Origin of the sequence: Bacteroides rodentium JCM 16496 (genome assembly GCF_000614125.1) — a bacterium.
Classification (GTDB): Bacteria; Bacteroidota; Bacteroidia; order Bacteroidales; family Bacteroidaceae; genus Bacteroides; species Bacteroides rodentium.
Window position 1 is genome coordinate 13,368 of sequence record NZ_BAKJ01000037.1, and the last position, 21,592, is coordinate 34,959.

Consider the following 21,592-nt stretch of genomic DNA (forward strand, 5'->3'; position numbering starts at 1 on the left):
AAACAAAAAAGAGGGTGTATCAAAACCCTTTTCACCACGGAGTAACACAGAGTATCTCAGAGTTTTTTATTGATAATCAACAGTTAAAAATCATCTCTGTGCTACTCTGTGTCCTCTGTGGTGAATTTTGACACCCTCTTGAAAATATTTTATTTAAAGAATTATGCAATCCCGTGAGCCGTAGCTTCCGGTGCAATCTTCTTGATAAGACCTTGCAGCACTGCACCAGGACCGCACTCCGTGAAGTCCGTAGCACCATCGGCAACCATGTTCTTCACTGTTTGCGTCCAACGCACCGATGCTGTCAGCTGAGCCACCAGGTTCTTCTTGATTTCTGCCGGGTCAGTATGAGGCATGGCGTCTACATTCTGATATACGGGACACTTCGGAGCATGGATTTCTGTTGCATTGATGGCTGCTTCCAGTTCAACTTTGGCAGGGTTCATCAGCGGAGAGTGGAACGCACCGCCTACCTTCAACGGCAGGGCACGCTTGGCACCTGCAGCCTTCATCAGTTCGCAAGCCTTGTTGATACCTTCTATGGAACCGGAAATTACAATCTGTCCCGGGCAGTTATAGTTGGCTGCCACGCAAATTTCACCTCCGGCACTTACCTGGGCGCAGATTTCCTCCACCTTTTCATCCGGCAGGGCAATAATGGCTGCCATAGTGGAGGGCTGTGCCTCGCAAGCCTTCTGCATAGCCATGGCACGGGCATACACCAGTTTCAGACCATCTTCAAAGCTCAGTGCACCGGCAGCAACCAAGGCAGAGAACTCGCCCAGTGAGTGACCGGCAGTCATCTCCGGCTTAAAGTCATCGCCCATGCAGAGGGCAGAAATAACGGAATGGAGGAATACGGCAGGTTGGGTAACTTTAGTCTGGCGCAGGTCTTCATCTGTCCCGTTGAACATAATATCAGTAATACGATACCCGAGGATATCATTTGCTTTCTCAAAAAGTTCCTTGGCTAATGCCGAATTTTCGTACAGGTCCTTTCCCATGCCAACGAATTGGGCACCTTGACCCGGAAATACAAATGCTTTCATATTTACTCGTTTTTTAGTGTTTAAATAAAAAGTGCCGCAAAGGTAGAGGTTTTTCTGATATTCACCGCACAAACGGATGTTTTTTGTGCAATACCCTTACTTTAAGGGGGAAGCTAAAATACAATATGTATGCTTGGGCCTTCTGTGGTATCCGGATGCTGAAATACTTATAAATGAAACACTTTCTCCTTATTGTACTTCCTACAATTAATCCTCTTGTGTATTCTTGTAAATTACATATTGTATTCCATACGATAACAGCTGAAAATGATATTGTATAAAGTAAGATATGTATTCAGTTGAAAAATAATGCTTTATAACATTATAAAAATATTCTTTTCCTTTATTGGAAATTAGAAAAACCTATTTATATTTGCAGCGCTTAAAGAGACATATTATGCAAAACATAGAACAAAAAACGCCATTGGCAAACAATCATATTTCTGTGGACTGTGTGGTGATTGGTTTTGACGGAGAACAGCTGAAGGTTCTGCTGATTAAGCGTGCAGGAGAGGAAGAAGGAGAAATCTTTCATGATATGAAGCTTCCCGGAAGTCTGATTTACATGGATGAGGATCTGGATGAAGCTGCCAAGCGGGTGTTGAATGAATTGACGGGGCTGAAGAATGTCAATCTGATGCAATTCAAGGCATTCGGCTCAAAAAACCGTACGAAGGACCCAGAGATGTGCATTGGCTGGAACGTGCCATGCAGTCCAGGGTAGAGCGTATTGTCACCATAGCCTATCTTTCCCTGGTGAAGATAGACCGCGCATTGAACCGTGATTTGGACGATTATCAAGCCGGTTGGGTAGCTATTCCGGATATAAAGGCTCTGGCATTCGACCACAACCTGATTATCAAGGAAGCCATTGCCTATGTCCGCCAGTACGTCGAGTTCAACCCGTCTTCGCTGTTCGACTTGTTGCCGCGTAAGTTCACCGCATCCCAGCTTCGCACTTTGTACGAACTGGTGTATGACAAGCAGTACGACGTACGCAATTTCCATAAAAAGATAGCCTTGATGGAGTATGTCGTCCCCCTGGAAGAAAAGCAGCAGGGCGTGGCGCATCGGGCGGCACGCTACTACCGTTTCGACAAAAAGATATACAATAAAATTCGACGGTAGCCGGACTGTAAATTAAAAATTAAAGAATTAAAAATTAAAAGAGGATGACTTTCCATTCTTCTTTCATTTTAATTCTTCATATCACTTTCATTCTTTCATTTTTTCATTCTTTAATTGATATAAATATGTATTTATTAGGTTATGACATCGGCAGCTCGTCTGTAAAAGCGAGTCTGGTAAATGCGGAAAGCGGCAGATGTGTATCGTCTGCCTTCTTCCCCAAGACTGAAGCGGAAATTATCGCAGTGAAGCCCGGCTGGGCAGAGCAAGACCCCGGAAATTGGTGGGAGAACTTGAAACTGGCCACACAAGCCGTATTGGCAGAATCCGGAGTAAACGCAGAAGACATCAAGGCGATTGGTATCTCTTATCAGATGCATGGCCTGGTATGTGTAGATAAAAACCGGCAGGTGTTGCGTCCTGCCATTATCTGGTGCGACTCCAGAGCCGTGCCCTACGGACAAAAGGCTTTCGAAACATTGGGAGAGGAGACTTGCCTTTCACATCTGCTGAATTCTCCGGGCAACTTCACGGCCTCCAAACTGGCTTGGATTAAGGAGAATGAGCCTTCCGTCTACGAAAAGATTCATAAGATAATGCTGCCGGGCGACTATATCGCGATGAAGTTGAGCAGTACCATCTGTACCACGGTGTCCGGTTTGTCCGAAGGGATGTTCTGGGATTTCAAGAACAACCGGGTTGCTGATTTTCTGATGGAGTATTATGGATTCGATACCTCTCTGATTGCCGACATCAAGCCGACTTTCTCCGAGCAGGGACGCGTCAATGCCGCCGCAGCCGCAGAGCTGGGTCTGAAAGAAGGTACGCCTATCACTTACCGTGCCGGCGACCAGCCCAACAATGCCCTTTCCCTGAATGTGTTCAATCCGGGTGAAATAGCTTCCACCGCCGGAACGTCCGGTGTGGTATACGGCGTGAACGGTGAGGTGAACTACGACCCCAAGTCACGTGTCAACACCTTTGCACACGTCAACCATGCTGCCGGGCAAACCCGTCTGGGTGTCCTGCTGTGCATCAATGGTACGGGCATCCTCAATTCATGGGTGAAGCGCACCGTTGCTCCCGAAGGCATCTCTTACAACGATATGAATCTGCTGGCCGCACAAGCCCCCATCGGCAGTGCCGGCATCAGTATCCTGCCCTTTGGAAACGGTGCGGAGCGTATGCTGGAGAACAAGGAGATAGGCTGCTCCATTCATGGCATCGACTTCAACCAGCACGGCAAACAGCATATCGTCCGTGCGGCGCAGGAAGGCATCGTTTTCTCCTTTAAATATGGAATCGACATCATGGAACAAATGGGCATTCCCGTGCAGAAAATTCATGCAGGCAAGGCTAATATGTTCCTCAGCCCGTTATTCCGCGAGACATTGGCCGGTGTGACGGGAGCTGTCATCGAACTGTATGATACCGACGGTTCTGTAGGTGCCGCCAAAGGTGCCGGAATCGGTGCGGGCATATACAAGGACAACAACGAAGCATTTGCCACGCTTGAGAAGCTCGAGGTGATAGAGCCGAAAACGGCAGACCGCCAGGCTTATGCCGACGCATATGCACGTTGGAAACGCTGTCTGGAAGAAGCAATGAGATAATGCATGATTGATTCATGGCATCTTGATATGAACAAATTTTTGCAACTTATTTAAATCAAATAATTAATCCTTTAAAACAAAATTAAGATTATGGCAACAAAAGAGTATTTTCCCGGAATAGGAAAGATTAAATTCGAAGGTAAAGAGAGCAAGAACCCGATGGCATTCCGTTATTACGATGCCGATAAAGTAATCATGGGTAAGAAAATGAGCGAATGGCTGAAGTTCGCCATGGCATGGTGGCACACTCTTTGCGCAGAAGGTGGTGACCAGTTCGGTGGCGGAACAAAGAAATTCCCCTGGAACGGTGAGGCTGACAAGGTTCAGGCTGCCAAGAACAAAATGGACGCTGGCTTTGAATTCATGCAGAAAATGGGTATCGAATACTACTGCTTCCACGATGTAGACCTCTGCGAAGAAGCCGAGACCATTGAAGAATACGAAGCCAACTTGAAGGAAATCGTAGCGTATGCCAAGCAGAAACAAGCAGAAACCGGCATCAAGCTGTTGTGGGGTACTGCCAACGTATTCGGCCATGCCCGCTACATGAATGGTGCAGCCACCAACCCCGATTTCGATGTTGTGGCACGTGCAGCCGTCCAAATAAAAAACGCCATCGACGCTACTATCGAGCTGGGAGGTTCGAACTATGTGTTCTGGGGCGGTCGCGAAGGCTACATGTCATTGCTGAATACAGACCAGAAGCGTGAGAAAGAGCACCTCGCACAGATGTTGACCATCGCCCGCGACTATGCCCGTGCCCGTGGCTTCAAAGGTACCTTCCTGATTGAACCGAAACCGATGGAACCTACAAAACACCAGTATGATGTAGACACCGAAACCGTTATCGGCTTCTTGAAGGCCCACAATCTGGACAAAGATTTCAAGGTAAACATCGAAGTGAACCACGCTACTTTGGCGGGCCACACCTTCGAGCACGAACTCGCAGTAGCCGTAGACAACGGTATGCTCGGCTCCATCGATGCCAACCGTGGTGACTACCAGAACGGCTGGGATACAGACCAGTTCCCCATTGACAACTTCGAACTGACCCAGGCAATGATGCAAATCATCCGTAACGGCGGCTTTGGCAATGGCGGTACAAACTTCGATGCCAAGACCCGTCGTAACTCCACCGACCTGGAAGACATCTTCATTGCTCACATCGCCGGTATGGACGTGATGGCACGTGCACTGGAAAGTGCAGCCAAATTGCTTGAAGAGTCTCCTTACAAGAAGATGCTTGCCGACCGCTATGCTTCCTTCGACAGTGGTAAAGGCAAGGAATTCGAAGACGGCAAGCTGACACTGGAGGATTTGGCAGCTTACGCAAAAGCCAACGGTGAGCCGAAACAGACCAGCGGCAAGCAGGAATTGTATGAGGCAATCGTAAATATGTACTGCTGATTTATAGTCGAACAGAACTGATTTGCGAAAAGAAAAGCGAATAGAGCAAGTATCTTAATTCCCCTCCTCCGGGAGGAGGGGTGCCCAACGGGCGGGGTGGTAGGGAGCATAAAGTAATGAAAAATAGTACAGTGTGTATCGCTACCACCTCCCCCTACGGGTACTCCTCCTCCCCGGAGGAGGAGAAGTAAGTTACTCCGTATTTTTTCGCAAACCAATTCTGTTCGACTATAGTGATTAGTGGGCTGCGCATGGAGTGTTTATCAATCACTAATCGTTAATCGCCAGTCGTTAATCACTAATCACCAATCGTTAATCACTAATCGTTAATCACTATTATCATGAATTATACAGAAAAAGGCAGTAAACTCTACCTCTTCTCTATTGTGCTGGTAGCCGTCATCGGGGGCTTGCTTTTCGGCTACGATACAGCAGTCATATCCGGTGCCGATAAAGGGCTTCAGGCATTCTTTATGGGTGCTTCCGATTTTGTCTACACAGATACGATTCACGGCATTACCTCTTCCAGCGCACTTATCGGATGTATCATCGGCAGTGCTCTTTCGGGATTCTTCGCGTCCAATCTGGGACGTAAGAATTCTCTTTTCATTGCCGGCGTCTTGTTTTTTCTGTCGGCGTTGGGCTCCTACAATCCGGAATTCCTTTTCTTCGACTATGGTGTTCCTTCCTATTCCTTGCTCGTGGCATTCAATTGCTACCGTGTATTGGGAGGAATCGGCGTAGGCCTGGCATCGGCCATCTGCCCGATGTACATTGCGGAAATTGCGCCGAGCAACATTCGCGGGACTCTGGTGTCATGGAATCAGTTTGCCATTATCTTCGGCCAGTTGGTGGTTTACTTCGTGAATTTCCTCATTCTGGGCGAGAATTCAAATCCGGTGATAAAGGCCATTGAAGGAGTCAATCAGATTCTGAATCCCGAAGCGGCAGCATGGACCACAGAGATAGGATGGCGTCTGATGTTTGTCAGTGAGGCTGTTCCTGCAGGAGTCTTTGCGTTGCTCGTACTGTTTGTTCCCGAAACGCCACGCTATCTTGCCATGAGTGGCAAGGATGATAAGGCACTCCGGGTGTTAAGCCGTATCAACGGCTTGGCTCAGGCAAAGGTCATTCTGTCTCAAATCAAAGCCACGGCAGAGGAAAAGACGGAAAAGCTTTTCACTTATGGCTGGATGGTTATCTTTATCGGTATCATGCTGAGTGTATTCCAACAAGCGGTAGGTATCAACGCCGTACTCTATTTCGCACCGCGTATCTTCGAAACGATGGGAATGGGTAACCCGATGGTTCAGACCGTCATTATGGGTATCATCAATATCCTGTTCACGTTGCTGGCTGTCTTTACAGTCGAGAAATGGGGACGTAAACCGCTGCTCATCTCGGGGTCTGTCGGCATGGCGATAGGTGCTTTCGGAGTGGCTCTTTGCAACGTTGTGGCAGGACTTCCTCCCATGTTGGCTGTTGTCAGCATCATGGTCTACAGTGCTTCGTTCATGTTCAGCTGGGCCCATCTGCTGGGTACTGATTGCTGAAATCTTCCCGAATACCATCCGTGGCGCTGCAGTAGCCATTGCCGTAGCCTTCCAATGGATATTCAACTTCATTGTATCTTCCACCTTCGTACCTATGTACAATATGAGTTTGGGAGATATGGGAGACAAGTTCGGGCACATGTTTGCTTATGGCCTGTACGGAATCATCTGTGTGGTGGCTGCCCTGTTTGTCTGGAAGCTTGTTCCCGAAACGAAAGGCAAGACACTGGAAGACATGACCAAGCTGTGGAAAGACAGAAGGAACAAGAAATAAGTCTGTTGGCATTTTATAGTAGAACAGAATTGGTTCGCTTTTCTTTTCGCAAATCATTTCTGTTCTACTATAAAACGCGAAAGAAAAAAATCTCCGGAGGGGAAGATAACATGTAAGGATAAACCGTACCTTTGCGCTGTTTTTAATCAGGAATAGCAAGAAAGTTATGGATTCAATGAAAATCAATAAGGTGCAGATACGCAATCTGCAGATTGAAGATTATGACCAGTTGGCACAATCGTTTACGCGCGTTTATTCGGACGGAAGCGATGTGTTCTGGACACACAAACAAATAGAAAAACTGATACGCATCTTCCCTGAGGGGCAGATAGTGACGGTGGTGGACGAGAAAATCGTGGGCTGTGCGCTTTCCATCATAGTGAACTACGATGATGTGAAGAACGACCACACTTACGCCCAGGTGACGGGCAAGGAGACTTTCAACACCCACAATCCGAAAGGCAACATTCTTTATGGCATCGAAGTCTTTATCCATCCCCAATACCGCGGTCTGCGCCTGGCACGCCGTATGTATGAATACCGCAAGGAACTTTGCGAGACTTTGAACCTCAAGGCAATCATGTTTGGCGGACGTATCCCCAACTACCACAAATATGCCGAGCAAATCCGCCCCAAGGAGTACATAGACAAGGTGAAGCAAAAGGAAATCTTCGACCCGGTGCTGACCTTCCAGCTCTCCAACGACTTCCACGTGCGCAAGGTGATGCGCAACTACCTTCCCAACGATGAGGAGTCCAAGCACTACGCCTGCCTGCTGCAATGGGACAATATCTACTACCAGGCTCCCACGCAAGACTACGTAAACCCCAAAACCACTGTCCGCGTAGGCTTGGTGCAATGGCAGATGCGTACCTACAAGACACTGGATGACCTTTTCGAGCAAGTGGAGTTTTTCGTGGATGCCGTGAGCGACTACAAGAGTGACTTTGTCCTTTTTCCCGAATACTTCAACGCGCCGTTGATGGCGAAATTCAACAACGAGGGCGAGTCGCAGGCCATCCGCGGGCTGGCGGCCTATACCGAGGAAATCAAGGAGCGTTTCGTCAAGCTCGCCATCAGCTATAACATCAACATCATTACGGGCAGTATGCCGCTTATCAAGGAAGACGGGCTGCTATACAACGTAGGATTCCTCTGCCGGCGTGACGGAAGTTATGAAATGTACGAAAAGATACATGTCACTCCCGACGAGATAAAGTCCTGGGGACTGAGCGGAGGCAAGTCCATCCAGACTTTCGATACGGACTGTGCCAAGATAGGCGTGCTGATATGCTACGATGTAGAGTTCCCCGAGCTGAGCCGCATCATGGCAGACCAAGGCATGCAGATACTCTTTGTGCCTTTCCTTACCGATACACAGAATGCTTACAGCCGCGTAAAGGTGTGCGCCCATGCCCGTGCCATCGAAAACGAATGCTTCGTCGTGATAGCCGGCAGTGTAGGCAATCTTCCCCGTGTGCACAACATGGACATCCAGTATGCCCAGTCCGGTGTATTCACTCCCTGCGATTTTGCTTTCCCCACAGACGGCAAGCGTGCGGAAGCCACTCCGAATACCGAAATGATTCTTGTATCGGATGTGGACCTGGATTTGCTGAATGAACTGCATACCTACGGCAGTGTACGCAACCTGAAAGACCGGAGAGGCGATTTGTACGAGGTGAAGATGAAAAGATGACTTTCCCGAATGCCACACCTTATCCTCCGAAATGCCACACTTCATCGTCCGGAATGCCATAGGTTTCGGACAACGGAGTGTGGCATTTCAGCTGCTGAAGTGTGGCATCCGGGACGATGAAGTGTGGCATTTCGGATGGTAATTCCATAGTTTATCCGTATCTTTACAAAACTTTTACTCTAAAAAACAGAAACAATGGTCAAGAAAACCCTCTCTGCTCCCGAAATACCTCTCTGCATCAATGTGTTGCGATTACTTAACTACCGTCTGGCTCCCGACGAGCTGATTCTGTTCGACTGGCTTACAGTAAAACAGATTTCTTTTAAATATAAGCCTTTCCATTACTCCCAGGCGCGTGTAGAGGAAGAAACCCGTATCCGCCGTACCCGGCAGGAAGTCATCATCAAGCAATTCTCGGCCTTGGGCTTCCTGAAAACCGACATAAAGGTCAATTCCGTCACCCGTGGACGCGTCCGCTATTACTCCGTGGACTTCAGTGTACTGGCCGACGTGGACGTCCTGGTGGAAATCATCTTGCCCCAAACCACGCTCTTCCGTGACTTCATCCACTACTTCACCTATCACGCCGCCATGCAGAAGAAGAGCAAGGAAGAACCGCTGGAGCCTGCCTCCGCCATCAACCACGAGGCAGCCGCCCGAATCTATGAGCTGCTGAACGACGTCTATGAAAAGCGCCGCCAGTACTATAATGACGGAGGACTGACCGGAGACGTGAAGCCTGAGCGCTTGAAATCTGCCGTGCAATTGCAATGTAACAAACCCATAGAACGTAAACTGGCAAAGTTGGCAGACCGCTACAACGACAGCAGCATCGAAAACGCCTTTCTTGCCTATGTGGACGAAATCCTGACCAAAAAGAAAGAACCCGAAAACCTGATGTATTACTTTCTCTCTTTCGACGAGACTTTGGATTGTTTCGGGGTGGTGGACTATTACCTCAATTATTTCACCTTGCATTATAGCTACGGCAGCAACAGTTGAAGTGCTTGCATGATAGTTACAGCAGCAGTCGTCGTCGAGGTCTATCCGACGACGATACTTTTATTATTTCTTTCAACTATGATACTTTATTATTCTTTCCCATGCTGTTCTCTGCATGCTTGTTGCCGATTACAGCAATGTCATCCGCAGGATTCTGCATACCGTTTGTTGAAATCAGCAAAAATAGCCCTTTCATTTGCAGTTTTCAGCATATTTTTCAAGGGGTAATTTGGGCAAAATCTGCGTTTTTTTGTCGTTTTTTTGCTTAGGGAACCCGTGCATTGCCCCAAACGACATCTACAGATGCACTTCTATGTACTAATTCGGAAAAAGAGAAAAGAGGGACGGTATTATAATATAAGGCGCGGATTGCGCGGAATAACGCGGATTCAGTAAAATAAATCCGTGAAATCCGCGTGATCTGCGCCTAAAAGAAAGTGCCAAGAGGGTTTTGACACACCTCAATCAGGATACTCGCTCCATTCGCTTTTCTTTTCGCAAATCATTTCTGTTCTACTATAAAACCGTACCCGCATGTTTTTTTGTTCTTAAAAAGTCTCTTGTATTTAAGTTTTTTGTAAATTTGCACCCTTAAAATGGAGAAGGTAGCTTTTGACGTACCAAATACCTGCCAAGAGTATCTTCAATCGTAAATCGTAAATTGTCAAATAGTAAATATCAAGATGGGTAAGAAGTTTGCCGAATATTCGAAGCTCGACCTTTCCGAAGTGAACGGAAAAGTGTTGAAGAAATGGGACGAAAACCAGGTTTTCGCCAAGAGTATGACAGAACGTGAAGGTTGTCCTTCTTTCGTGTTTTTCGAAGGACCTCCCTCGGCCAATGGTATGCCGGGGATTCACCACGTAATGGCTCGCTCCATTAAGGACATTTTCTGCCGTTACAAAACGATGAAGGGGTTCCAGGTAAAGCGTAAGGCCGGATGGGATACTCATGGACTGCCCGTGGAACTGGGTGTGGAAAAGGCACTCGGCATTACGAAAGAGGATATTGGCAAGACTATTTCCGTGGCAGAATACAATGCTGCCTGCCGCAAGGACGTCATGAAGTTCACCAAAGAGTGGGAAGACCTGACACACAAGATGGGCTACTGGGTGGACATGAAGAACCCTTATATAACCTACGACAACCGCTACATCGAAACCTTGTGGTGGCTGTTGAAACAACTCTACAAGAAAGGATTGCTTTATAAAGGATATACCATACAGCCGTATTCTCCCGCTGCCGGCACGGGACTCAGTTCGCACGAACTGAACCAGCCCGGATGCTACCGTGACGTGAAAGACACGACCGTAGTGGGGCAGTTCAAGATAAAGAACCCGAAGCCGGAAATGGCAGAGTGGGGGACTCCTTACTTCCTGGCATGGACCACCACTCCGTGGACATTGCCCAGCAATACCGCGCTCTGTGTCGGTCCCAAGATAGACTATGTGGCCGTGCAGACCTACAACAGCTATAGCGGCGAGAAGATGACCGTTGTCCTGGCAAAAGCACTGCTCTATGCTCACTTCAACAAAAAAGCGGAAGGCATTGCATTAGAGGCTATAAGCCGGGTGACAAACTGATACCTTTCAAGATAGTAGGTGAGTACAAAGGCCCCGATTTGGTAGGTATGGAGTACGAACAGCTCATCCCTTGGGTGAAGCCGATAGACGTTGCCGAAGACGGTAGCTGGACGCCCAGCGACAAGGGCTTCCGTGTAATTTCGGGTGATTATGTGACGACCGAAGACGGTACGGGTATCGTACACATCGCCCCGACCTTTGGTGCGGACGATGCCTTTGTGGCACGCGCCGCAGGTATACCGTCCCTGTTCATGATAAACAAGAAGGGTGAAACCCGCCCGATGGTAGACCTCACCGGCAAGTTCTATCTGCTGGACGAACTGGACGAGGAGTTTGTAAAAGCGTGTGTCAACACAGAGCTCTACAAGGAGTATCAGGGCCGCTGGGTGAAGAACGCCTACGACCCGCAGTTCACCGTTGACGGCAAGTACGACGAAAAGGCGGCACAGGCAGCCGAATCGCTTGACATCTATATCTGCATGATGATGAAAGCCGCCAATCTGGCGTTCAAGATAGAGAAGCATGTACACAATTATCCGCACTGCTGGCGTACGGACAAACCCGTATTGTACTATCCGCTGGATAGCTGGTTTATCCGCAGCACCGCTTGCAAAGAACGTATGATAGAGTTGAACAAGACCATCAACTGGAAGCCGGAAAGCACCGGTACGGGACGTTTCGGCAAGTGGCTGGAAAACCTGAATGACTGGAACCTCAGCCGTTCACGCTACTGGGGTACTCCGCTGCCCATCTGGCGTACAGAGGACAATAGCGAGGAAAAGTGTATCGAGTCTGTAGAAGAACTTTACAACGAAATAGAGAAATCCGTAGCTGCCGGCTTGATGCAGTCCAATCCTTACAAGGAGAAGGGCTTCCAGCCGGGTGTATATACCAAAGAGAATTACGACAAGATAGACTTGCACCGTCCTTACGTGGACGATGTCATCCTTGTTTCTAAAGACGGCAAGCCGATGAAACGCGAAACGGACTTGATTGACGTTTGGTTCGATTCCGGTGCCATGCCTTATGCACAGATACACTATCCGTTCGAGAATAAGGAACTGCTGGATAGCCACCAGGTATATCCTGCCGATTTCATCGCCGAAGGGGTGGACCAGACACGCGGTTGGTTCTTCACGTTGCACGCCATCGCTACAATGGTGTTCGACAGTATTTCTTATAAGGCTGTCATTTCCAACGGCTTGGTGCTCGACAAAAATGGTAACAAGATGTCCAAGCGTCTGGGCAATGCCGTAGACCCCTTCTCGACCATCGAGAAATACGGGTCCGACCCGTTGCGCTGGTACATGATCACCAACTCTTCTCCGTGGGACAATCTTAAGTTCGACGTAGATGGAGTGGAAGAGGTGCGCCGCAAGTTCTTCGGAACACTCTATAACACCTATTCATTCTTCGCCCTCTATGCCAATGTAGACGAATTTGACTACAAAGAAGCCGATGTGCCCATGGCAGAACGCCCTGAGATAGACCGTTGGATTCTCTCTGTACTGAATACGTTGGTGAAGAACGTGGATACCTGCTACAATGAATACGAGCCCACGAAAGCAGGACGTCTCATTTCCGAATTCGTGAACGACAACCTCTCCAACTGGTATGTCCGCCTGAACCGCAAACGTTTCTGGGGCGGTGGTATGACGCAGGACAAGCTCTCTGCATTCCAGACACTCTATACATGCCTCGAAACCGTGGCTAAGCTGATGGCACCCATCGCTCCGTTCTATGCTGATATGCTCTATTCCGACCTGATTGCAGCTACGGGACGCGACAATGTGGTTTCCGTACACCTTGCCAAGTTCCCCGAATATAAGGAGGAAATGATAGACAAGGAATTGGAAGTCCGCATGCAGATGGCACAAGACGTCACTTCCATGGTATTGGCATTGCGCCGCAAGGTGAACATCAAAGTCCGCCAACCGCTTCAGTGCATCATGATACCGGTAGTGGATGAAGAACAGCGTGCACACATCGAGGCTGTGAAAGCACTTATCATGAACGAGGTGAATGTAAAAGAAATCCAGTTTGTGGACGGTGCTGCCGGTGTACTGGTAAAGAAAGTGAAATGCGACTTCAAGAAGCTGGGACCGAAATTCGGTAAGCAGATGAAAGCCGTGGCTGCTGCTGTGGCGGAAATGTCCCAGGAAGCCATTGCCGAGCTGGAGAAGAAAGGCTCTTATACGTTCAATCTGGACGGTGCAGAAGCCGTGATTGAAACGGCAGATGTGGAAATCTTCAGTGAGGATATTCCGGGATGGCTGGTTGCCAACGAGGGCAAACTGACCGTGGCTCTGGAAGTTACCGTTACCGAAGAGTTGCGCCGTGAGGGTATTGCACGCGAGCTGGTAAACCGCATTCAGAATATCCGCAAGTCGAGCGGTTTTGAGATAACAGATAAAATAAAGATTACATTATCAAAAAATCCTCAAACAGATGATGCGGTAAATGAATATAATGACTATATTCGCAACCAAGTTTTAGGAACTTCACTGACGCTGGCAGACAACGTAGAAAATGGTACAGAACTGAACTTCGACGATTTCTCGCTGTACGTGAGCGTTGTGAAAGAATAATTAAATACTAACCCTGATTAACACGTAAAAGTTATGGCAGAAAAGACTAGATACTCAGATGCTGAATTGGAAGAATTCCGCGCTATCATTATGGAGAAGTTAGAGTTGGCACAACGTGACTATGAACTGTTAAAGGCCAGCCTGACGGGTGCAGACGGTAATGACACCGACGATACATCTCCTACGTACAAAGTACTGGAAGAAGGTGCCAACACCTTATCCAAGGAAGAAACCACACGTCTGGCCCAACGCCAGTTGAAGTTCATCCAAGGATTGCAGGCTGCTTTGGTGCGCATTGAGAACAAAACATATGGCATTTGCCGCGAAACCGGCAAACTGATACCGGCAGAGCGCCTTCGTGCAGTGCCCCATGCCACTTTGAGCATCGAAGCTAAAAACAACGGCAAGAAATAAAAATGGGTAAATTCTTTACGAAGGGCCGGATAGCCTGCCTTATCATATTTTCGGTATTGGTTATAGACCAGATTATCAAGATTTGGATAAAGACCCACATGTACTGGCATGAGAGTATCCGGATTACGGATTGGTTCTATATATACTTTACCGAGAATAGTGGTATGGCTTTCGGTATGGAAATATTCGCCAAACTGTTCCTGACCTTGTTCCGCATTGCTGCAGTCACGGTCATTGGCTGGTTTCTGTACAAGTTCGTGAAGCAAGGCATGAAGACCGGATTTATCATCTGTGTGTCTTTGGTCTTGACGGGAGCCTTGGGAAACATTGTCGACAGTGTGTTCTATGGCGTGCTGTTCAACGAAAGCACCCATTCGCAGATAGCCTCCTTCATGCCTGAAGGAGGGGGATATGCCCCGTGGTTCCATGGCAAGGTGGTGGATATGTTCTATTTCCCCATCATTGATACAAACTGGCCCGCATGGATGCCGTTTGTCGGTGGAGAACATTTCATTTTCTTCAGCCCGATATTCAATTTTGCGGATGCAGCAATCAGCTGCGGTATCATTGCCTTGCTGTTGTTCTACAGCAAGGACTTCAATGATGCCTATCATGCCGCCATAAAGAAATCATGAAAGGAATAAATCGAATTCAATGGTGTAGCGTAGTCCTTCTGGCGTTCAGTCTGACGGCTTGTAAGGTGAAAAGGCCTGAGACCGTCCTCCCGGATGCCAAGATGGAAAACGTGCTTTATGATTATCACATAGCCAAAGCTATGGGTGAAGAAGTGCCGTATAACGAAAGTTATAAGCGGGTGCTATACATTGAATCGGTTTTCAAGAAATATGGCATCACTCAGGCCGATTTTGACTCTTCTATGGTCTGGTTTGCCCGTAATCCGGAAGTACTTACCAAAATCTACGAGAAAGTGAATGTACGGTTGAAAGCCGAAAGAGACGGTATCAACCACTTGATTGCCCTACGTGACAACAAGCCGAAAGAATCACTTCCCGGAGACAGTATCGACGTGTGGATATGGCAGCATATCTATCAGCTGACGGGTATGCCCCTGGACAACAAGATAACGTTTACGTTGCCTTCAGACACCAATTTCCACGACCGTGACACGCTGCGCTGGAGCGTGCGCTTCCGTTTCCACAACGGTGCACCGGACAGCATACATGCTCCGTTGATGGCGATGCAGATTCTTTACGAAAAGAATGACAGTGTCATCAGTGCCATTCGGAAAGTACAAGACACAGGTGTGGAAACGCTCACCTTGTTTGCCGATACTTTAGGAGAAATCAAGGAAATACGCGGGTTCATCTATTATCCGCAGCAGGAGACTCCACAGCCTTTGCTGGCAGACCGTATCTCACTGATGCGCTATCACGCCACGGACAGCTTGGTCATTGCCCCAAAGGACAGCCTTCAGCAGGCGACAGACTCCCTTCGCAAAGACAGTATCGGAAAACCAGAGAAATTAAAACCTCTGGAAATTCAGGAGCAGGAAAATACCACGACTCCCAGAACCATACGTCCCCGTCCGAAAGCATGAAACGCTACGCTTCCCATTTTCTGTTTCTTCCCGGGCATGGCTATCTGAAACAATATGTGGTGGAGATAGGTGAAGGACAATGTGTATCACGTATCTTCCCATTGACAGAAGAGGTGGAGAATACGGAATGGCTACCGGGAGTCATAGCTTTGCTTACGGAGGCGGAAACAGACTATCCTCATTTTGATACGTGCTGCAATATACTGACGGCAATCCCTCCGCTTATCGAGGAAGAATTGCCTTATTTGATTCCCTGGTTGTTTTTTCCTTTTGATTTTACTACAATGCAGCCTGGCGCCGGAACTCAGCGCAAACTACTGCTGTGGCAATAGCCACGTTCAATGACTCCGAGGTCTCACGGCTGGCGGGATAATTCGGTATGTATAGTTTGCGGTTGATGAGTGCCTCCACTTCTTTTCCGATGCCATTTCCTTCATTACCCATCACAATCAGCCCATTTTTCGAGAGCGGTTGTCCGTACATATTCTCTCCGTCCAGGAAAGTGCCGTAAACGGGAATATCCTTCAGTGAGCGGATGAACTCGGGTAGGGGAGTATAATGCAGTCTGACGCGTGCGATACCTCCCATCGTGGCCTGCACAGTTTTGGATTATAGATATCCACCGTGTTGGGCGAACAGAAAATATGCTCTATCCCAAACCAATCAGCAAGGCGGACAATCGTTCCCAGGTTACCGGGGTCTTGCACATCATCCAAAGCCAGACAGAGGGAGTGCTGATGACGGAAATATCCGTCTCCTCATCCGGCTGCCGGAACACAGCCAGCACTTGTTGGGGAGTTTTCAGCAGGCTGGCACGCGAAAGTTCCTCCTCCGATACTTCCGTGACATCTGTTACGGTGGAGAGAGGGCGGTTCCGGGAAAGCCATTCTGAAGTTGCCAGCAAGAACTGACAAGGAAAATGTCCCAACAAATCCCCTACGAGTTTAGGCCCTTCTGCCAGAAATACCTTGTCTGCCTTCCGGTTCTTTTTCTGCTCCAACGAGTGGATATATTTAATGCGGTTTTTACTTAATGCCATAGAATACACATGTTATCATTTGACAAAAATACGTGATTATTTCAATATAATCAAAAACTCCGCACTCTTCCGGCGTTTTTTATTTCGGGAACAAAAAAATACAAGTATATTTGTAGCTGTTTATGCGCAATTAATGATTCGGTATGGATAAAGGTTTCCGCTACGCGATACTTACTACTATCGTACTTTTGTTGGCTTCCTGTTCTTCTACCAAATATGTGCCTGACGGTTCGTATTTGCTGGATGAAGTGCGCATACATACCGACAATAAGGAAGTAAAACCATCCAATCTCTCCATGTACATCCGCCAGAATCCCAATGCGAAGTGGTTCAGCCTGATAAAGACCCAGTTGTATGTCTACAACTGGTCCGGACGGGACTCTACACGCTGGATAAACCGTACATTGAGGAAATTAGGTGATGCCCCGGTCATATACAGTGAGGAGGAAACCAACCGGACCAGGGAAGAGATTACTAAGGCTGTGCAGAATATGGCTATATGGGTGCTCTGGTGGAACCGGTACGCCAAGTCAAGAAGAAAAAGATGAAGTTGGTCTATAAGGTGACGACCGGCAAGCCCTATAAAGTGCGTACCTTGAAATATGATATCCGGGACAGTAAAATAAAGGAATACATGCGGCAGGATTCCGCAGTAACCCTATTGTCCGAAGGCATGTATTTTGATGTCAATGTACTGGATGCAGAACGCCAGCGTATCACAAACAAACTGCTTCAGAATGGATATTACAAGTTCAACAAAGAGTACATATCCTATACCGCAGATACCGTCCGTAATTCTTATCTGGTAGATTTGACGTTGCACTTGGCTCCATACAGGCAGCACAACGAGGATACACCGCAGAATCACCGGCAATACACTATCAATAAAGTGAGTTTCATTACCGACTATAATGTGTTGCAGGCATCCACCCAGAACAGCATTGAGGTGAATGATTCATTGCACTACAAAGGATTCCCCATCTACTACAAAGACAAGCTTTATCTGCGTCCCAAAGTGCTGACCAACAATCTGCGCATCATTCCGGGAACTCTCTACAACGAGCAGAACGTGCAGCGTACCTACTCCAACTACGGACGCCTGCAAGCCCTGAAATATACCAATATCCGTTTTTTCGAAGTGCAGCAGAGTGACAGTGCAAAGCTCAACGCTTATGTGATGCTGACCAGAGGCAAGCATCAGTCCGTATCCTTTGAAGTGGAAGGCACAAACTCTGCCGGCGACTTGGGAGCTGCCGCTTCGGTGGCTTTTCAGCACCGCAACATGTTCAAAGGTTCCGAAACATTCATGTTCAAGCTACGTGGGGCATACGAGGCTGTGTCCGGTCTGCAAAGCGGATTGAACCAGAACTACATAGAACTGGGTGCGGAAGCGACCATCAACTTCCCGCGTTTCATGTTCCCGTTTCTTTCCGGCGATTTCAAGCGGAAGATAAGGCTACTACCGAGTTCGGATTGCAATACAACTACCAGATACGACCGGAGTTTACGCGTATTGTGGCTTCTGCCGGATGGAGCTACAAATGGGGGGTACAACAACGGCGTTCACAGCATCGCATTGATTTGCTGGATATTAACTATTTGTATATGCCCAGTATAGATTCAACTTTTAGAAAAAAATATCTGGAGAAGGACGAGAACTATATCCTTAAATACAATTACGAAGACCGTTTTATTGTCCGCACCGGCTACAGCTATATCTACAACAGCGCCGGAAGGGCTTTGATGAATAACTCCGGTATCGGAAATTCCTATACCATCCGCCTCAATTTTGAATTGGCGGGTAACTTGTTGTATGCTGTGGCAAAGCTCGGAGGAATGAAGAAGAATGCATTGGGGGAATACACTTTGTTGAACATTCCTTTTGCCCAATACCTGAAAGGCGATTTTGACTTTGCCAAGAATCTGGTCATTGACAACCGCAATTCATTGGCATTTCATTTTGGTGCCGGTATCGCCATTCCATATGGCAATGCAACAATGCTTCCATTTGAGAAACGCTACTTCTCCGGTGGCGCCAACAGTGTGCGCGGATGGTCTGTACGTAATCTGGGACCCGGTTCTTTCCCCGGCGATAATAACTTCATGAACCAGTCGGGAGACATCAAGCTGGATGCCAGCATTGAATACCGCACACGGTTGTTCTGGAAATTCAGAGGAGCCTCTTTGTAGATGCCGGGAATATCTGGACAATACGGGATTATAAAGACCAGCCGGGAGGTCAGTTTAAATTTGACAAGTTCTATAAGCAGATTGCCGTGGCATATGGTTTGGGATTGCGTCTTGACCTGGATTTCTTTGTATTGCGTTTCGACGGAGGTATGAAGGCCATCAATCCGGCTTATGAAAAGAAAAAAGACCGTTATCCCATTATTCATCCTAAATTCAGCCGCGATTTTGCTTTCCACTTTGCTGTGGGATATCCGTTCTAATGAAAGTTGAAAATGGAAAGTGAGAAATGCTTATTGGGCATCTATGTACCAGCCACTTTCCATTTTCAATTTTCCATTTTCCATTAATTAAAAGCGTAGTACGTGCCAATCATCGTCGCCTGACGTGCTGCTGCCACACCTTGGGCATCCAGCGTCACTGTCATTTCCTCACCGTTCGGAAGGGTCATTTGTGCAGTGCCGTCATTGTTCATTTGCAGCAATTCTGTGCTGACACCATCGGCAACAACATTCCAAGTATTCAACTCTTTGTTGTAAATGAGTTCCATAGAAGCAGTCTCACCTTCTTTGGTGATAGAATAGCCGTTTTCAAGTGTCTCTACCAGGTAGTCACCGTTTTCGCCTTTCACTTTCTTTACATCACCAATGCTGGCCATAGGGTTTGAACCACTCCAGAATTCGATGGAGTTGATGACCAATGCATCGGCCAGATAGCAAACGCCATATACCGGGATAATATTGAATGCCAGATAAACCAGTTCGTTTACAAACTTGGTACCAATACCTTGATTCCAGCTGACCAGTTTACTATGCAGTCCAAAAGAACCGATACAAGAACTGAAAAGAAACGAGCCGCAAATCATTACGGTCGCAGCCATCTTCAAATTGAACTTTTTCATAATCACTCTTTTTTATTTTACTGTGTTTAATTAGCTTTATAGCTCATCGAGTTATTTTAAGCATCCGCAAATATAGGATTTTTATATAAAAAAACTCCTATTTGAGCTTAAAATCTGTTTTCAGTAAAATGGAAGTGTCTATTTATGAGCTTTTTGAGAAAGAGCCTTTCCTATCCGGCTGTCAACGGCAGCCATGAATTACAAAAAAGGCAACAGCCATTGTAAACACCATTGGCATCAGCTTTTGAAAGATTACTCAATAAAAGTTTACTCCCGCTTCAAGGGTTTGATGATAATCCGTAAAGACGGGTCATAGGTAAAGTAACTCCACATCCAGTCTACGAAGATGAAAAGACGGTTCTTTACACCCACAATACTCATCAAATGGATGAACAGCCACACAGCCCATGCCGGAAAACCGCCAAAACGCAGTTTCTTAAGCTCGACGACGGCATGATTGCGGCCAATGGTCGCCATGGAGCCTTTGTTTTGATATATAAACGGCTGCAACGGCAGGCCTGTTTCTGCACGCTGCAAGTTCCTTATCAAGTTGCGGGCCTGCTGGATGGCTGGTTGCACCACTTGCGGGTGTCCTTTGGGATACTCCTCAGAAATCATAAGGGCCGTATCCCCGATAGCGAAAATATTGGGATATTGAGAAAGACGGTTATAAGTGTCCACCTTCAAGCGGTTTCCCGGTCCATAGGCATCGGCAGGCAATCCTTGAAGGCTGTTTGCCTTGACACCGGCCACCCAGAATACATTTTTGGTATCGATGGCAGTCCCGTCATTCAATGCCAATTGATAATTCTCGTATCCCATCACCCGTTGGTTCAATTTGATTTCCACATCACGCTTCTTCAGATAATCGGCCACTTCTTTGGAAGACTCTTCTGAAAAAGCAGACAAGAGCCGGGAAGAGCCATCCAACAAGATGATACGCATCTCATTGATATTCAAGTCCGGATAGTCTTGAGGAAGGACAAACTTCCTCATCTCGGCCAAAGCACCAGCCAACTCTATTCCCGTAGCTCCACCGCCTACAATGGCAAAGGTCATCAGACGCCTGCGCTCTTCTTTATTACCGGTGTTCTGGGCTTGTTCAAAACTATCCAATATCTGGTTTCGGTTGAACAAGGCTTCCGAAGTATTCTTTAGTGCCATGGTCTGTTTCTCCAGCCCGTCGTTTCCAAAATAATTTGTGTTGCAGCCGGTGGCAATGACCAAATAGTCGTATGCCAGCGTGCCGATGGAAGTCTCCAGCAGATTGTGTTCCGGGAAGACTTGCTGTGCTTCACAAATACGTATATGGAAATGCTCTCTTTTTTTGAAGATTTTTCGGTATGGGAATGATATGGCACTCGGTTCAATACCTGCTGTGGCCACTTGATAGAGTAACGGTTGGAAGATGTGATGGTTATTCTTATCCAGTAAAACTATCTGAAACTTGTTGCTTTTCAATTTTCGTGCCAGCTTTAATCCGCCAAAGCCGCCGCCTACGATTACCAGTCGTTTCTGTCCCTCTTTATCGGGAATGTCCATTGCTGTTTTCATAATTCAATATCATGTTGTTCTTTGTAATATTAAAATAACAGTA

General features: G+C 47.4%; 12 protein-coding genes and 5 pseudogenes. 12 read left to right on the plus strand and 5 right to left on the minus strand.

The window, feature by feature from the left end; all coding sequences use genetic code 11:
* Positions 1-161: 161 nt before the first annotated feature.
* Positions 162-1,049: an ACP S-malonyltransferase gene (gene fabD / locus JCM16496_RS15185; RefSeq protein WP_025835347.1), complete on the minus strand. Its 888-nt coding sequence runs from the start codon at positions 1,047-1,049 to the stop codon at positions 162-164.
* A 397-nt stretch (positions 1,050-1,446) separates the two neighbouring features.
* On the opposite strand from fabD, the pseudogene JCM16496_RS15190 reads away from it, so the two are divergent.
* The 5 genes and pseudogenes from JCM16496_RS15190 to JCM16496_RS15210 all read left to right on the plus strand — a co-directional run bounded on the left by JCM16496_RS15190 (position 1,447) and on the right by JCM16496_RS15210 (position 8,723).
* Positions 1,447-2,177 (plus strand): annotated as a pseudogene (locus JCM16496_RS15190) (NUDIX hydrolase).
* 125 nt (positions 2,178-2,302) lie between these two features.
* Positions 2,303-3,790 carry a xylulokinase gene (locus tag JCM16496_RS15195; RefSeq protein WP_025835349.1) on the plus strand — a complete coding sequence of 496 codons (1,488 nt, stop codon included), beginning with the start codon at positions 2,303-2,305 and terminating at the stop codon, positions 3,788-3,790.
* Positions 3,791-3,880: 90 nt separating this feature from the next.
* The gene (gene xylA / locus JCM16496_RS15200; protein WP_025835352.1) at positions 3,881-5,197 is read left to right on the plus strand and encodes a xylose isomerase; all 1,317 of its coding nucleotides are present in this window, start codon (positions 3,881-3,883) and stop codon (positions 5,195-5,197) included.
* 341 nt (positions 5,198-5,538) lie between these two features.
* Positions 5,539-7,024, plus strand: a pseudogene (gene xylE / locus JCM16496_RS15205) (D-xylose transporter XylE).
* A 166-nt stretch (positions 7,025-7,190) separates the two neighbouring features.
* A complete protein-coding gene (locus JCM16496_RS15210) occupies positions 7,191-8,723 on the plus strand; it encodes a carbon-nitrogen hydrolase family protein (RefSeq protein WP_025835354.1) in 1,533 nt (510 codons plus the stop codon).
* Positions 8,724-8,742: 19 nt separating this feature from the next.
* On the opposite strand, the gene JCM16496_RS24665 is transcribed toward JCM16496_RS15210, so the two are convergent.
* The gene (locus JCM16496_RS24665; protein ID WP_262482776.1) at positions 8,743-8,871 is read right to left on the minus strand and encodes a hypothetical protein; all 129 of its coding nucleotides are present in this window, start codon (positions 8,869-8,871) and stop codon (positions 8,743-8,745) included.
* Between the two features lie 47 nt (positions 8,872-8,918).
* On the opposite strand from JCM16496_RS24665, the gene JCM16496_RS15220 reads away from it, so the two are divergent.
* The 6 genes and pseudogenes from JCM16496_RS15220 to JCM16496_RS15250 all read left to right on the plus strand — a co-directional run bounded on the left by JCM16496_RS15220 (position 8,919) and on the right by JCM16496_RS15250 (position 16,200).
* A complete protein-coding gene (locus JCM16496_RS15220; RefSeq protein WP_025835356.1) occupies positions 8,919-9,725 on the plus strand; it encodes a hypothetical protein in 807 nt (268 codons plus the stop codon).
* Positions 9,726-10,408: 683 nt separating this feature from the next.
* Positions 10,409-13,896: pseudogene (gene ileS / locus JCM16496_RS15230) on the plus strand (isoleucine--tRNA ligase).
* Positions 13,897-13,929: 33 nt separating this feature from the next.
* Positions 13,930-14,310: a TraR/DksA family transcriptional regulator gene (locus tag JCM16496_RS15235; protein ID WP_004290962.1), complete on the plus strand. Its 381-nt coding sequence runs from the start codon at positions 13,930-13,932 to the stop codon at positions 14,308-14,310.
* 2 nt (positions 14,311-14,312) lie between these two features.
* Positions 14,313-14,945 (plus strand): lipoprotein signal peptidase, encoded by a 633-nt coding sequence (locus JCM16496_RS15240; RefSeq protein ID WP_025835359.1) that lies wholly within the window; start codon positions 14,313-14,315, stop codon positions 14,943-14,945.
* Complete coding sequence (locus JCM16496_RS15245; protein ID WP_022402446.1) at positions 14,942-15,868, plus strand: DUF4296 domain-containing protein; 927 nt, start codon at positions 14,942-14,944, stop codon at positions 15,866-15,868. Before JCM16496_RS15240 ends, JCM16496_RS15245 begins: the two co-directional genes overlap by 4 nt.
* Positions 15,865-16,200 carry a hypothetical protein gene (locus JCM16496_RS15250; protein WP_025835363.1) on the plus strand — a complete coding sequence of 112 codons (336 nt, stop codon included), beginning with the start codon at positions 15,865-15,867 and terminating at the stop codon, positions 16,198-16,200. Before JCM16496_RS15245 ends, JCM16496_RS15250 begins: the two co-directional genes overlap by 4 nt.
* Here the strand turns inward: JCM16496_RS15250 and JCM16496_RS15255 are convergent.
* Positions 16,148-16,907, minus strand: a pseudogene (locus tag JCM16496_RS15255) (TrmH family RNA methyltransferase). The gene JCM16496_RS15250 and the pseudogene JCM16496_RS15255 sit on opposite strands and share 53 nt — an antisense overlap.
* Before the next feature lie 143 nt (positions 16,908-17,050).
* On the opposite strand from JCM16496_RS15255, the pseudogene tamL reads away from it, so the two are divergent.
* Positions 17,051-19,357: pseudogene (gene tamL, locus JCM16496_RS15260) on the plus strand (translocation and assembly module lipoprotein TamL).
* 83 nt (positions 19,358-19,440) lie between these two features.
* Here tamL and JCM16496_RS15265 read toward each other — a convergent pair.
* On the minus strand, positions 19,441-19,995 hold the full coding sequence (locus JCM16496_RS15265) for a DUF3332 domain-containing protein (protein WP_005837119.1): 555 nt from the start codon (positions 19,993-19,995) through the stop codon (positions 19,441-19,443).
* A 267-nt stretch (positions 19,996-20,262) separates the two neighbouring features.
* Positions 20,263-21,549, minus strand: a complete 1,287-nt coding sequence (locus JCM16496_RS15270; protein WP_008664590.1) for an NAD(P)/FAD-dependent oxidoreductase — start codon at positions 21,547-21,549, stop codon at positions 20,263-20,265.
* Positions 21,550-21,592 lie beyond the last annotated feature (43 nt).